A 13,152-nucleotide genomic window follows, 5' to 3' on the forward strand; every position below is an offset into this window, starting at 1 on the left:
CACGATGGCCGGCACAGCATCGACGGATCAGGCGGCGGGGCTGTGGCACAACCCGCTGCGCGACGAACGCGACAAACGGGTCCCCTTCATCGCGGGCCCGTGCAGCTTGGTGATCTTCGGTGTCACCGGAGATCTGTCCCGCAAGAAGCTGATGCCGGCCATCTATGACCTCGCGAACCAGGGGCTGTTGCCGCCTGGTTTCGCCCTGGTCGGCTTCGCTCGGCGCAACTACGCCGACGAAGACTTCGCCTCGGTGGTACTCGAGGCCGTGAAGAAGCACGCGCGCACCCCCTTCCGCCAGGAAGTCTGGGATCACCTGGCCGAAGGGGTGCGGTTCGTGCAGGGCAGTTTCGACGACGACGCGGCTTTCTCGACGCTCGCCGACACCCTGAAGAGCCTCGACGAGACCCGCGGCACCGGCGGCAATTACGCCTTCTACCTGTCGATTCCGCCGAACATGTTCCCCGTGGTGCTCGACCAGCTCTCCGAGCACGACCTGGCCGAGGCCGAGCCGGAGCCCGACGGGTACACCCCGTGGCGGCGTGTGGTGATCGAGAAGCCGTTCGGTCACGACCTGACCAGCGCCAAGGAGCTCAACGCGCTGGTGAACCGGGTGTTCCCGGAGGAGCAGGTCTTCCGGATCGACCACTATCTCGGCAAGGAGACGGTCCAGAACATTCTGGCGCTGCGCTTCGCCAACGAGTTGTTCGAGCCGATCTGGAACGCCAACTATGTCGACAGCGTGCAGATCACCATGGCCGAGGACATCGGGTTGGGCGGTCGCGCAGGCTATTACGACGGGATCGGCGCCGCGCGCGACGTCATCCAGAACCACCTGTTGCAGTTGCTCGCGCTGACCGCGATGGAGGAACCGACCTCCTTCGAGCCGATGCAGCTCACCACGGAGAAGATCAAGGCTCTCTCGGCCACCAAACTCGTTGCGCCGCTGGATGAGACGACCGCGCGCGGCCAGTACACCGAGGGCTGGCAGGGCAGCGAGCACGTCGTCGGCCTGCATCAGGAGGAAGGCTTCGATCCGCAATCGCGGACCGAGACCTACGCCGCGATCACCCTGCACGTGGAAAACCGGCGCTGGGCGGGTGTGCCGTTCTATCTGCGCACCGGAAAACGCTTGGGCCGCAGGGTGACCGAGATCGCGGTGGTGTTCAAACGCGCACCGCACCTGCCCTTCGATCAGACGATGACCGAGGAGCTCGGCCAGAACGCCCTGGTCATCCGGGTGCAGCCGGACGAGGGCATCACCCTGCGCTTCGGTTCCAAGGTCCCCGGCTCCGGCATGGAAGTGCGCGATGTGAACATGGACTTCAGCTACGGCGAGGCGTTCACCGAGTCCTCCCCCGAGGCCTACGAACGGCTCATCCTCGACGTGCTGCTCGGTGTGCCGTCGCTGTTCCCGGTCAACGCGGAGGTCGAATTGTCCTGGCGCATCCTCGATCCCGTGCTCGCGCACTGGGCCGCGGGCGGCAAACCCGAACCCTACGAGGCCGGGACCTGGGGTCCCACCTCGGCCGATGAGATGCTCGCGCGCAGCGGGCGGGAATGGCGGCGTCCGTGATCGTCGACATGCCCGACACCAATACCGTCGATGTCGGCAAGCGGATGGTGCAGTTGCGCGAGACCAACGGCGTGATCACCCAGGGCCGGGTGCTCACGCTGGTGGTATGCACCCTCGACTCCTCCGAGGCCGAGGACGCGATCGACGCCGCCAACGACGCCAGTCGCGAACATCCCTGCCGGGTCATCGTGCTGGCCCGTGGTGACCGCGACGCCGAGGACCGCCTCGACGCCCAGATCCGGGTGGGCGGCGACGCCGGTGCGGCCGAGGTGATCGTGCTGCGCCTGCAAGGTGCGCTGGTGAACCACGAGAGCAGCGTCGTGACCCCGTTCCTGCTGCCCGACACCCCGGTGGTGGCGTGGTGGCCGCGTGGCGCGCCGGAGTTCCCGTCGCTGGATTCGGTGGGCAAGCTCGCCAAGCGCCGCATCACCGATGCCACCTTCGCTCCCGATCCGATGGGCGCGATCAAGAAGCGCGCGGCCAGTTACGCCGCCGGCGACACCGATCTGGCCTGGAGCCGGATCACCTACTGGCGGGCGCTGCTGGCCGCGGCACTGGACGAGCCGCCGTTCGAACCGGTCACCTCGGTGATCGTGTCGGGCCTTGCGTCCGAACCCGCACTCGACACCCTGGCCGGTTGGCTGGCCTCCCGGTTGCACTGCCCGGTGATCCGCCGGACCGGGGAGTTGAAGGTGGAAATCCAGCGCGCCACCGATTCGATCGCCATCGAACGCCCGCAACTAGGAAGGACGGCCACGCTGACCCGCACCGGCGAACCCGACCAGCGGATCGCGCTGGCACGCCGGGAAACTCGCGATTGCCTCGCCGAAGAACTGCGCCGGCTCGACGCCGACGAGATCTACGCCGAGGCGCTCGCCGGAATCGAGAAGGTGACCTATGAGTGATCTCGACCATGACGACCTCGGTGCCGAATTCCCCGCCAATACGATCGAGATCCACGACGACGCCGACTTGCTCGCCGACGCCGCCGCCGAACGCTTCGTCGACGTGATCGTCGCCGCCCAGGCCGAACGCGGCCACGCCTCGGTCGCGCTCACCGGCGGCAGTGACGGCATCCGCCTGCTCGAACGCGTCCGCCAGACCCCCGGCGCCATCGACTGGTCCACCCTCTACGTCTACTGGGGCGACGAACGTTTCGTCCCGGTCGGGGACAAGGACCGCAACGAACTCCAGGCCCGCGAGGCGCTGCTGGACTTCGTCCCGCTCGACCCGGCCCACGTCTTCCCGATCGCCCCCTCCGACGGCGCCTACGGCTCGCCCGAGGAAGCCGCCGCCGCCTACGCCCAGCTCGTGCACACCGAACTCGACGAACGCGGCGAATTCGACCTCACGGTCCTCGGCATGGGCCCCGAAGGCCACATCAACTCCCTGTTCCCGCACTCACCGGCAGTGCAAGAAACAACGGATTATGTTGTCGCCGTCCATGATTGCCCGAAGCCCCCACCGACCAGGGTCACGATGACCCTGCCCGCGGTGCACCGCTCCCGCCACGTGATGCTCGTGGTCAGCGGCGAAGGCAAGGCCGCCGCCGTGGCCGCGGCCGTCAACGACGCCTCCCCCGACGAGATTCCGTCGGCAGGCGCGGTCGGCATCGAGTCGACCACCTGGGTGATCGACGAGCCCGCCGCGACGGGCCTGCTCCTCGACGAGGAATAACGCACCTGACGAAGCCGGGCCCGTGATCGGGCCCGGCTTCGTCGTGTCAGGTGACGGGAGTCAGGGAGGTCGTCCAGAAATCGGCATAGCGACCTGCTCGGCGGAGGAGTTCTTCGTGGGTGCCGTCCTCCTGGATGTGGGCGTTGTCGAGGAAGACGATGCGGTCGGCGCGGTGGACGGTGCGTAGGCGGTGGGCGACCATCACCACGGTTCGGCCCGCCATCAGGCGTTCGATTCCCTCGTGGACCGCGGCCTCGTTGAGTGGGTCGAGGGCGGAGGTCACCTCGTCCAGCAGGACGATCGGGGCGTCTTTCAGTAGTGCTCGGGCGATCGAAACACGTTGGCGTTCACCGCCGGACAGTGACGTGCCGCCTTCGCCGACGTTGGTTGTCCAGCCGCCGGGGAGCCGGTCGATCACCTCGTCGAGGCGGGCCGCGGTGGCGGCCGTTCTGACCTCGTCGTCGGTGGCGTCGGGGCGGCCGAGGCGGATGTTGTCCTCGATGGTGCCGTCGAAGAGGTAAACGTCCTGGAACACGATGGCGAACTGGGCCATCAGCGTTTCGGTACTGATCGAGCGCACGTCGACACCGCCGATGCGCACGGTCCCCGCGTCGACGTCGTAGAAGCGGGCGAGTAGTTGCAGGAGAGTGGTTTTACCCGCTCCGGAGGGGCCGACAACGGCGAGCCGTTGCCCCTGGGGAACCGTCAGTGACACGTCGTCGAGCACCGTCCTGGTGCCGTGCCGGAAGCTGACGGCGTCGAAGGTCAGGTCGTGGGCTCGCGGCTGGAGTGGCGTGCTGGGTTCGGGCAGGGTCTCGGTGCGCAGGAGTGCGTCGAGGCGAACCAGTTCCGATCGGGCGCTGCGCAGTTGACCGCCGATATCGGCCAGTGACAGCAGCGGGTCGGCGCAGCGGGCGGCCAGGATCAGGATGGCCAAAACCTCTGCCGCGCCGATGTTTCCGCCGAGGGCGAGGTAGGCGCCGAGGGCGAGCAGCACGGTGAACATCGCCTGCACCGCCAGCGAGAGACCGAGGATTGCGGGCAGCGCGGTGAAGGCTCGGCGGCGCGACGCGCGAGCGACTTCGCGCAGCGAGTCGTCGAGCAGGTCGAACCGTTGCGCGGTGCGCCCTCCGGCCCGCAGGATCGGCTGGGCTTGCAGGTATTCGATGACACGTTGCGCGGCATCGTGATCGCGCTGGTGCCGATCCTCGTCGCCGGCCGCCATCGAGCGCCCGGACCAGACCTGGATCGCCGCCACGATCGGTACCGCGGCGGCCGCGGCCGCCCCCAGCTGCCAGTTGAACGCGAACATCACGACGATGATCGTCAGCGGCGTCACGGCGGCGGAGATGAGCGGCGCCATCAGGTGGGCGAGCACGCTCAACGCTTGCAGCACACCGCGACTCGCGAGCACCGATACCTCCCCGACGCGACCCGCTGTGTACCAGCCGATGGGGAGCCGGGCCAGGTGGTCGCCGAGTCGGTAGTACACGCCACGCAGCAAGGTGGTTCCGACGCGGAAACCGGAAAGATCGCTGCGGTAGCGCAGGACCGCGTAGAGGGCGACGGCACCTCCCAGCGCGATCAGCCAGGTTTGGGCGTCGGCGGGCCGGTCACCGAACAGCGCTCGCAATACCGGAACCAGTAGCGCGTAGGAAAAGCCCTCGGCGACCGCGGTCACGGTCATCAGCGCGACGGTGCGCCGCACCGGTTTCGCGTACTCGGGTCCGAGCACGCGCAACAGCATGCGAATCATCGTGGGTCTCCCTGTAGTTCCGCGGTCACCGTCCGGTGCGCGTGCCAGAAGTCGGCGAATCTTCCTTGCCGGGTGAGCAGATCCGCGGGTCGGCCCTGTTCGATGATCGTGCCGTTGTCGAGCAGCACGACGGTGTCGGCGTCGGCGATCGTTTCCAGGCGGTGGGCGATGACCAGGACGGTCCGGTCGCCGCCGCGCGAGGCCAAAGCTTGTCGCACCGCCTGTTCGGTGTGTGGGTCGGCGAACGCGGTCGCCTCGTCCAGGATCAGGACGGGCGCGTCGGCGAGCAGTGCCCTTGCGAGCGAAATCCGTTGTGCCTCACCGCCGGACAGGGACGCGCCGTCACCGATCACGGTGTCGTAGCCGTGCGGCAACGCGAGGATTCGGTCGTGGATGTTCGCCAGCCGCGCGGCGCGAATGACGGTGTCGCGGTCCGCGTGTGGGACGGCCAGGGCGATATTGTCCGCGATCGACGCGCGCAGCAGGCGCACATCCTGGAAGACGAACGAGACCGTCCGGTAGAGCTCGCGGCTGCCGAGTTCGCGTAGATCGACTCCGCCGAGCGCGACGGTGCCGTGGCTCGGATCGAAGAACCGCGGCAGCAGCTGGACCAGGGTGGATTTGCCGCTGCCCGACGGCCCGACGAGCGCCGTGACGGTACCGGGCTCGAGCACCAGGTCGATCCCACGCAGTACTTCGTGCTCGGTGTCGTAGCCGAACCGGACCCCGCGCAACTCCACCCGGTGCCCCCGCGGTGCTCGCGGCCGGGTCGGCTCGGGCAGCGGCGCCTCGTCGAGAACGTCACGAATTCGGCCTGCCGCGCGACCGGCGGCTTGCAGGTCGTCGAAACCGTGCCCGAGGGCCGCCACGGGCGCGGTCAGTCCGATGCCGAGCAGCAGAAACGGCAGTAGATCAGCCGGGGCCAGCCCACCGTTCGTGATCAGCACCGCACCGCCGATCAGCACGACCAGCAGCACGAACGGCGGCGACAACGCCACCTGCATGCCGGCCGCGGGACCCGCGAGGCCACGCACCATCCGCAGGAAGATATCCGCGAAATCGTCGGTGGCCGTGCGGAATCGGCGATGGGCACGCTCGGAACCGCCGAATGCCTTCACCACGGCGATGCCCTGCACGAACTCGACGACCGAGCTGGCGATGCCACCCATGGCCGTGTCGAAATCCTGCTGTTCGCGCAGCCGGGTGGGGGTCATCATCAACGGGACGAGCGCGATGGCCAGCACCACCGGGATCAGGGTGATGAGGGTGAGCCGCCAGTCGACGGTGAACAGGTAAGCCAGCGAGACCAACGGCACCACGAACGCGGACACCAGCTCGCCGGGCGCGTGGGCGATGAACGGGTGCACGGCGCTCACGTCCTCACCCACGATCTTCGCCAGTTCGCCCGTGCGGCGTCGCGCGAACCAGCCGATCGGCACTCGCCCGAGCTGGTCGGCCAACTGCCGCCGGAACGACAGCTGAACCCGATCATCGAGAAGGTGCCCGATGGCCGAAGATGCCGCGGTACACAGCAATCGGACCAGCAGGCCCACCGCACCGGCCAGCACGACGAGCCACACATGAGCGCGGTCGATCTCGCCGGGCGACAACACCGTGCGGCCCAACTCGACCACTGCCAGCAAGGGTGCAAGCCCGGCCACGGCACCGATGACCTGCAAGATCACCACTGCCGTGAAACTGCCGAGATACGGACGAAGCAGCGCGGTGAGGCTCGTTGCCGGAGCTTGCTCGCGGATCATCGACGCGCTCCCGGACGCACGGACAGGTGGCTGCGCAGATGGTCGAGAATCTCCGCACGAGCCGGTCTGGCGGCGGGGATCAGACCAGACATGCTCAGAAAGCCGTGTACCGCTTCGGGATAGCGGGTCAGCGTCACCGCTGCCCCCGCCTGCCGCAATCGATCGGCATAGGCCGACGATTGATCTTCCAGCGGATCCAGGCCCGCGGACTGCAGGAGCGTCGGGGCGGAACCGGCGAGGTCGTCGTGGAACATCGGCGATATCGCGCGGGCATCGAAACCCGCTGGCAGCGCGATGCGGTGCACCGCACGGCAATGGGCCGGGGTCGCCGTGGGGCTGTCCGCGTTCTCGGTGAACGAGGGGTACTCGAACGCCCCGTCGGTCCAGTCGAGTTGGGGATTGATCAGGACCTGCGTCCGCAGCTCACGAATCTCGCGGGCGGTCGACACCGCCAGCGATGCCCCCGCACTACTACCGAGCAGCGCGAGCAGCGCCCCGTCCGCGCCCCACTCCCCCGCCCGCGCGACGAGCACCGGCACCGCATCCCGGGCATCCTCGAAAGCCGCCGGAATCGGATACTCCGGCGCGAGCCGATAGTCCACCGACGCGACCACCGCCGGACACTCGGCAGCCAGGTGACTCAGCAACCAATCATCCTGCGCGGGCACCCCGCTGACGCACCCACCGCCGTGAAAAGCGACGATCAACGGCAGCCCCGAGCCCCCGCGCACCGGCCGATGCACGCGAACATTCAGTGTGCGACCGGGCAATTCGAGTGTGTGGTCGGTGCCGAGTGCACCGCGGTCCGACTTACCGGTGATCAATGTCCCGAGCGCGGACCGCCGCAACTTCTCCTGCGCCGCCCGCACTTCGACTACCTCCGCCTGGGTGATCGAATCCCAATCCGGCCCAGCATGGAGGGCGGCCAACACCCGCATCCGTAGGGGAACTCTGCCTCGCATGACGTACCTCCTGGCGCTCGCTCACCGCCCGTTCCCGGCGGCGTACCGATACCCTGACAGCCGCGAACACCGCGGCGCTTTCGGAAACATGCGGTCACCTTCGACGGCGCGTTCGAGTCGTCTAAACCTTTTTCTGCCAGATCATGATCAATCGCACAGCGCGTCGTCATATCCCCTGTCCGCCCTTCCCGTCCGGTTTCGCGTCGGGGTTCAGCGGTTAAAATGTCGGGCGATCGGTGTGGCGGGGGACGCGAGTTTGCCAAACCGGGACGTCACGGCTTGCCTGCCGGTGGCGGTGTCGTGCCCCGTGCGCCGAGTTGCGCTTGGGCCGGGTGCGAGGTGCCGGCATGGGAAGGGAAAGGGTGATGGGTGGGTTCCTCAGGACCATGGGAGGACGAGAGTCCGGGGTCACCATTCGGTCCGCCGCTGGACGCGCTCGGACCTGATCCGGCCGCCGTGGCGGGTTTGCACGAGCAGGCTCCGACTTCGTGGCGACCAGCCGATCCGGAGCCTGCCCCGGTAGCGATGATCCCGGCGCCACCGCCTCAGTTCCGGGCGCCCGCGGGGGACGAGCCGATGCACGCCACCGGCGCCGTCGGGCTGCCGGACCGGTCGGCACCAGCCCGGCCGGTTCAGCAGGACCGGCGCGAGCCTCCGCCGTCGTGGGACGACGATCCGATGGCCGCGATCTTCAAGCCTGCCCAGGCATCTGGTCGACAGCAGTCCTCGTGGGATGAAGACACGAACACCACGCCCACCGACCCGTCGTCGAGATCCGGCCGCGGCAAGGTAGGAATCGTCCTGCTTGCTTCGGTGGCCACGATCGCGGTCGGCGTGGCGGCGGCGATGACCTACGTCGTCATGACCGGTCAGGACAGCGGACCGGAGAAGACGGTGGTCGTCGCCGCGACCAGCCCACCGACGACCACGGCGCGAAAGACGGCGGGGCCACTCGCCTGTGCCGACGAACAGCGCGGCAACCTGACCATCGGCCGCGGTCCCGGTGACAGCAACTCCGGTCCCGGCGTGATCCTCGGCTTCGAGTACGCGTTCTACACCGACCGCAACGGCGAGAAGGCACGGTCGTTCGTGGCGCCTGAAGCCGACACCGTCGGTTCGGCCCCGATCATCCAGGACGGCATCGACAAGTACGTCCCGCTCGGTACCACCTATTGCGCCCAGATCAGCCAGATCGGCCCGGACAGTTACGAACTCGACCTGACCGAACGTCGTCCCGGCGGCATGCCGGCCGACGATCTGCTCTACACCCAGCTCATCACCACCACCGTCCGCGACGGGCGAACGATGATCGCGTCGATTCGCGAACGGGGACAGTGAGATTCGGCCCGGATACGATCGGGACCACTGAACGACGTTGCCCTCCAAGCCGAATCAGCTTGGAGGGCAACGTATTCAGATCGACGGGCGATGCGACGCGGGTCGCGTCAGATCGCGCTACCCACCGCACCGCCGATGACTCCGCCGACGACGGCCGCTGGCACGCCGCAGGCGACAGCGCCGACTGCCGAACCGGCGGCGACCGTCGCCGCGAACGCCGCGCCCGCGGCCGGAGCCGCCATGACCCCAGCCGTTGCGGCGCCCGCCGCGGTACCGGCTGCTACCGCGGCAGCAGGGGCGAGGGTCGCGGACGTGATCAATCCGCCGGCCACACCGCACACGACCGCTGCGGGCACGCCGCCCACCGCCGCGCCGGCCAAGGCGCCCGCCGCGATCTTGTCCGACCGGCTCGGGTCGATGCCGATCGACTTTCCGCCCGTGGCGATCGCGGCTTCGGCGTTGGCGGCGGCCGAGTTCACGCCGTCGAGAAGGTCTTCCGGCACCGCGTCGGGCACCGGGGAGGTGAAGTCGCCGAGGCGCAGCGTGCGGTCCGGCGGCGCGATGGGCGCGACCGGCTCCACCGCTTGCGGCGCGTGCAGCGCGCCGAGGTCGACCGGCGGCGCACCCTCGTTGCTCGGTACGGTCCGGTGCCCCGGCGGGACAGCGTATTCGCCGAACGGGCCCGGCTTCGCCTCTTGCGGCACGGTGACACCCGGCTGACGCGGAGTGGTGCGCGGACCGAACGCGGCGTTCGGATCGTCGCCCGGTGCGGTGACGCCCGGCTGCACGGTGGTGGTGGGGCCCGGTCCGACCACGGGCGTGGGGCCGCCCCGCTCGCCGGGCGGCGGCGGGGTCGCGGTTCCCGGTTCCGGTTTCGCCGGGTTCGGCGTTGCCGTAGTGGGTTTCGGCGCCTGCGTGTCGCTGGGTGCCAGGCTGGTGGATGTCGAACTCGCGACATCGGTGCCGGTGTTGGTGCAGGCGACCGCGAACATCACGGGCAGGACCCCCAATGCCGGCGCCGCGCGCCTCGCGATCACTCCTGCTTTGACTCTTCGGTGCTTGCCGGCCATCTCGAACTCCCCGCTTCTGATCATGTCGACATCCGGCACCGTCACGGTGCCGGACGCGCCACTGTAAACATGACCAATACGACGGCGTCAAAACCTGAGTGCGGGTTGACAATCACCGAGCTATACGTCTGTCCGATTCCACCATGGCCTGCCACCAGCGGAATCACCCCGCGAGATCCCGCCTCACGACGTAGACTGTGTCGTCACTCACTCCTTGCTCAAACGTGGCCGGTTCGGGTCATCGCCTCCGCCATGATCACGAGCCGCCGCCGGCACCGCGCCCCATCGCGAGTCAGCCAGGGACACCGAGTCGGCCACGTCCCCGAGGTCGTCGATGAGCGGGGACAGCGCTCGGTCGAGTCGCACCGACACGGCGAGTTCTTGGTTGCTGACACAATCCGCGCGCATCTGGCGGAAATTGCACGTTATTCATCGAGAATCACAGTAACTTTCTTGGCATAGCGACGGAATCGAGGTCGACTCGACTGCGGGCGAGGAGTTGTTGCGGTGGCGCTGGGTTCGCTTGACCTGGACGGGGCCTTTCGGGCCGCGATGGACAGTCGCGCGGTGCCCGATAGGATCGACCCGCTCGAGACCGTCGACGCCGCGTTCGGGATCGAACTGTTCGAATCGCAGGTCGCCAGTCGGCATCTCGATCTGGCGGCGCGGCGGCTGGGGGCCGCTCGGCAGGGGTTCTACAGCATCGGGTCCTCCGGACATGAGGGGAATGCGGCGGTGGCGGCCGCGTCGCGCGTCGATGATCCGGCGTTGTTGCACTATCGGTCGGCGGCCTTCTTCGTGCAGCGATGCAAGCGGATTCCGGGGCTGGATCCGATTCGGGATGTGCTGCTGGGGGTGGTCGCGGCGGCCGCGGATCCGATTTCCGGTGGTCGGCACAAGGTGATCGGGAGTGCGGCGGCGTCGATCATTCCGCAGACCTCGACCATCGCTTCGCATCTGCCACGGGCGGTGGGTCTGGCCTTCGCGTTGGATCGGGCCGCCAAGCAAGGGGTTTCGTGTCCGTGGCCCGCGGATGCGGTGGTGGTGTGCAGTTTCGGCGACGCGTCGGCCAATCATTCGACGGCGGTCGGTGCGATCAACGCCGCACTGCATGCCACCCATCAGGGGGTGCCGATGCCGCTGGTGTTCGTGTGCGAGGACAACGGGCTCGGCATCAGTGTGCCCACCGCGCCGGACTGGATCGAACGCGCCTATGGCCCGCGGCCGGGACTCACCTACCTCGCCGCCGACGGTTGCGACCTGCCCGATGTGCTCGGTGCCGCCCAGGACGCGGTGCATCTGGCGCGGACCTGGCGGACGCCGGTGTTCCTGCATTTGCGCATGGTCCGGCTCGGCGGGCACGCGGGGTCCGATGTCGAGTCCGCCTACCGAGGTCCGGCCGAGATCGCCGCCGACCTGGCCCGCGACCCACTGCTCGGCACCGCCCGCTACCTGATCGCGGCGGGAGTCACCGACGCCGACGAGCTGCTCGAGCGCTATGAGCGGATCGGGGCACACGTGCGGGAGACCGCGGATGCCGTCGTGCACGAGGCTCGCCTCGATTCGGCTGCGGCCGTGATCGCACCGCTCGCACCGGCTCACCCCGACGCGATACGCGACGATGTCACCCGGCCGTCGTCGGCCACGAATCGGCGCACTGCCGCTCCCGATCCGACGTCGGATCACCAATCACCCTCCACCACAACGGAATTGCCCCACGCTGATACCGCCGCGGCGAAGGCCGACGACCGTGTCGCCTTGATGACAATGGCGCAATCGATCAACCACACCCTCGGCGAGCTCCTCGCCAGGGATCGCGATGTGCTCATCTTCGGTGAGGATGTCGGCCGCAAGGGCGGCGTCTACGGCGTCACGAAAGGCCTCAGAAAACGCTTCGGAGCGCGTCGCGTCTTCGACACCCTCCTCGACGAACAGTCGATCGTCGGCACCGCACTCGGCACCGGTCTCGCCGGATTCATCCCGATCCCCGAGATCCAATACCTCGCCTACGTCCACAACGCGGCCGACCAGATCCGCGGTGAAGCGGCGACCCTGCAGTTCTTCTCGAACGGCCGATACCGCAATCCGATGGTGGTACGCATCGCGGGCCTCGCCTATCAGAAGGGCTTCGGCGGCCACTTCCACAACGACGATTCCCTGGCGGCACTGCGCGACATCCCCGGCGTCGTCGTCGCGGTACCGGCGCGCGCGGACGACGCGGCCGCGATGCTGCGCACCTGCGTGTCAGCGGCCCGCGTCGACGGCCGAGTTTGCGTGTTCGTCGAACCGATCGCGCTGTATCACACGAAAGATCTGCACCAGGGCGACGAAGCCTGGCTGGCCTGCCCCACCACCGAACACGCCCCGATCGGCAGCGCCCGCACGTACGGCGACGGCACGGATCTGACCATCGTCACCTTCGGCAACGGCGTTCCGATGAGCCTCCGCACAGCGAAACGCCTTGCCGCCCAAGGAATCAACGCGCGAGTACTCGACCTGCGCTGGCTCGATCCCCTACCGATCGCCGATTTGGTCCACCATGCCGAGACCACCGGGCGTGTACTGGTCGCCGACGAGACCCGTCGCAGTGGAGGCGTGTCCGAGTCGGTGTTCGCCGCACTCGTCGACGCCGGTTACCGCGGCGCACTCGCCCGGGTGACCAGCGAGGACAGCTTCATACCGCTGGGACCGGCCGCGGACACCGTCCTGCTCGGCGAATCAGCGATAGAAGCCGCCGCCCGACGAATCGTGTCGTCGAGCTAGCCGACTCAGGCGAACTTGATCTCGAGGCCGATGCCGAGGATCGCGATGAACCAGACGATGCCGACGAAGATCGTGATGCGGTCGAGGTTCTTCTCGACGACGGTGGAGCCGGACAGGCTCGACTGCACGCCGCCACCGAAGAGGCTGGACAAGCCGCCGCCCTTGGCGCGGTGCAACAGCACCAGCAGCACCAACAGCAAGCTGGTGATCACAAGGAGGATATCGAGGAACAGCGACATGAGGTTCATCC

Annotated in this window: 10 protein-coding genes; 5 read left to right on the forward strand and 5 right to left on the reverse strand. The window is 68.2% G+C overall.

Going from position 1 to position 13,152, the window contains the following annotated elements:
• Positions 1-4 precede the first annotated feature (4 nt).
• The 3 genes from zwf to pgl are packed head-to-tail and all read left to right on the forward strand — an operon-like array spanning position 5 to position 3,253.
• Positions 5-1,576: a glucose-6-phosphate dehydrogenase gene (zwf, locus tag ACWZHB_RS16220; protein ID WP_427908771.1), complete on the forward strand. Its 1,572-nt coding sequence runs from the start codon at positions 5-7 to the stop codon at positions 1,574-1,576.
• A complete protein-coding gene (gene opcA / locus ACWZHB_RS16225) occupies positions 1,573-2,481 on the forward strand; it encodes a glucose-6-phosphate dehydrogenase assembly protein OpcA (protein ID WP_427909180.1) in 909 nt (302 codons plus the stop codon). The genes zwf and opcA overlap by 4 nt, the downstream gene beginning before the upstream one ends.
• Positions 2,474-3,253: a 6-phosphogluconolactonase gene (gene pgl, locus ACWZHB_RS16230; RefSeq protein WP_427908772.1), complete on the forward strand. Its 780-nt coding sequence runs from the start codon at positions 2,474-2,476 to the stop codon at positions 3,251-3,253. Before opcA ends, pgl begins: the two co-directional genes overlap by 8 nt.
• 46 nt (positions 3,254-3,299) lie before the next feature.
• Here pgl and ACWZHB_RS16235 read toward each other — a convergent pair whose 3' ends face one another.
• From ACWZHB_RS16235 to ACWZHB_RS16245, 3 genes are read right to left on the reverse strand one after another with little or no spacing between them, the layout of a single operon-like run.
• A complete protein-coding gene (locus tag ACWZHB_RS16235) occupies positions 3,300-5,009 on the reverse strand; it encodes an ABC transporter ATP-binding protein (protein WP_427908773.1) in 1,710 nt (569 codons plus the stop codon).
• On the reverse strand, positions 5,006-6,769 hold the full coding sequence (locus ACWZHB_RS16240; RefSeq protein ID WP_427908774.1) for an ABC transporter ATP-binding protein: 1,764 nt from the start codon (positions 6,767-6,769) through the stop codon (positions 5,006-5,008). Before ACWZHB_RS16240 ends, ACWZHB_RS16235 begins: the two co-directional genes overlap by 4 nt.
• Positions 6,766-7,731 (reverse strand): alpha/beta hydrolase, encoded by a 966-nt coding sequence (locus ACWZHB_RS16245; RefSeq protein ID WP_427908775.1) that lies wholly within the window; start codon positions 7,729-7,731, stop codon positions 6,766-6,768. The genes ACWZHB_RS16240 and ACWZHB_RS16245 overlap by 4 nt, the downstream gene beginning before the upstream one ends.
• 369 nt (positions 7,732-8,100) lie before the next feature.
• Here ACWZHB_RS16245 and ACWZHB_RS16250 point away from each other — a divergent pair, with 369 nt between their 5' ends.
• Positions 8,101-9,069, forward strand: a complete 969-nt coding sequence (locus tag ACWZHB_RS16250; RefSeq protein ID WP_427908776.1) for a hypothetical protein — start codon at positions 8,101-8,103, stop codon at positions 9,067-9,069.
• Positions 9,070-9,176: 107 nt separating this feature from the next.
• On the opposite strand, the gene ACWZHB_RS16255 is transcribed toward ACWZHB_RS16250, so the two are convergent.
• On the reverse strand, positions 9,177-10,163 hold the full coding sequence (locus ACWZHB_RS16255; RefSeq protein ID WP_427908777.1) for a hypothetical protein: 987 nt from the start codon (positions 10,161-10,163) through the stop codon (positions 9,177-9,179).
• A gap of 528 nt (positions 10,164-10,691) precedes the next feature.
• Here ACWZHB_RS16255 and ACWZHB_RS16260 point away from each other — a divergent pair.
• Positions 10,692-12,902 carry a thiamine pyrophosphate-dependent enzyme gene (locus ACWZHB_RS16260; RefSeq protein ID WP_427909181.1) on the forward strand — a complete coding sequence of 737 codons (2,211 nt, stop codon included), beginning with the start codon at positions 10,692-10,694 and terminating at the stop codon, positions 12,900-12,902.
• A gap of 5 nt (positions 12,903-12,907) precedes the next feature.
• Here the strand turns inward: ACWZHB_RS16260 and secG are convergent, their stop codons facing one another.
• The gene (gene secG / locus ACWZHB_RS16265) at positions 12,908-13,141 is read right to left on the reverse strand and encodes a preprotein translocase subunit SecG (RefSeq protein ID WP_101468684.1); all 234 of its coding nucleotides are present in this window, start codon (positions 13,139-13,141) and stop codon (positions 12,908-12,910) included.
• Between the last annotated feature and the right edge of the window lie 11 nt (positions 13,142-13,152).

It is taken from the genome of Nocardia sp. FBN12 (genome assembly GCF_054031145.1).

Excerpts from the sequence above, each read along its gene's own strand:
- pgl (WP_427908772.1), top strand. The coding sequence starts at position 2,474 with ATGAGTGATCTCGACCATGACGACCTCGGTGCCGAATTCCCCGCCAAT.
- ACWZHB_RS16235 (WP_427908773.1), bottom strand. The coding sequence starts at position 5,009 with ATGATTCGCATGCTGTTGCGCGTGCTCGGACCCGAGTACGCGAAACCG.
- zwf (WP_427908771.1), top strand. The coding sequence starts at position 5 with ATGGCCGGCACAGCATCGACGGATCAGGCGGCGGGGCTGTGGCACAAC.
- secG (WP_101468684.1), bottom strand. The coding sequence starts at position 13,141 with ATGTCGCTGTTCCTCGATATCCTCCTTGTGATCACCAGCTTGCTGTTG.
- ACWZHB_RS16260 (WP_427909181.1), top strand. The coding sequence starts at position 10,692 with ATGGACAGTCGCGCGGTGCCCGATAGGATCGACCCGCTCGAGACCGTC.
- ACWZHB_RS16240 (WP_427908774.1), bottom strand. The coding sequence starts at position 6,769 with ATGATCCGCGAGCAAGCTCCGGCAACGAGCCTCACCGCGCTGCTTCGT.
- ACWZHB_RS16255 (WP_427908777.1), bottom strand. The coding sequence starts at position 10,163 with ATGATCAGAAGCGGGGAGTTCGAGATGGCCGGCAAGCACCGAAGAGTC.
- ACWZHB_RS16245 (WP_427908775.1), bottom strand. The coding sequence starts at position 7,731 with ATGCGAGGCAGAGTTCCCCTACGGATGCGGGTGTTGGCCGCCCTCCAT.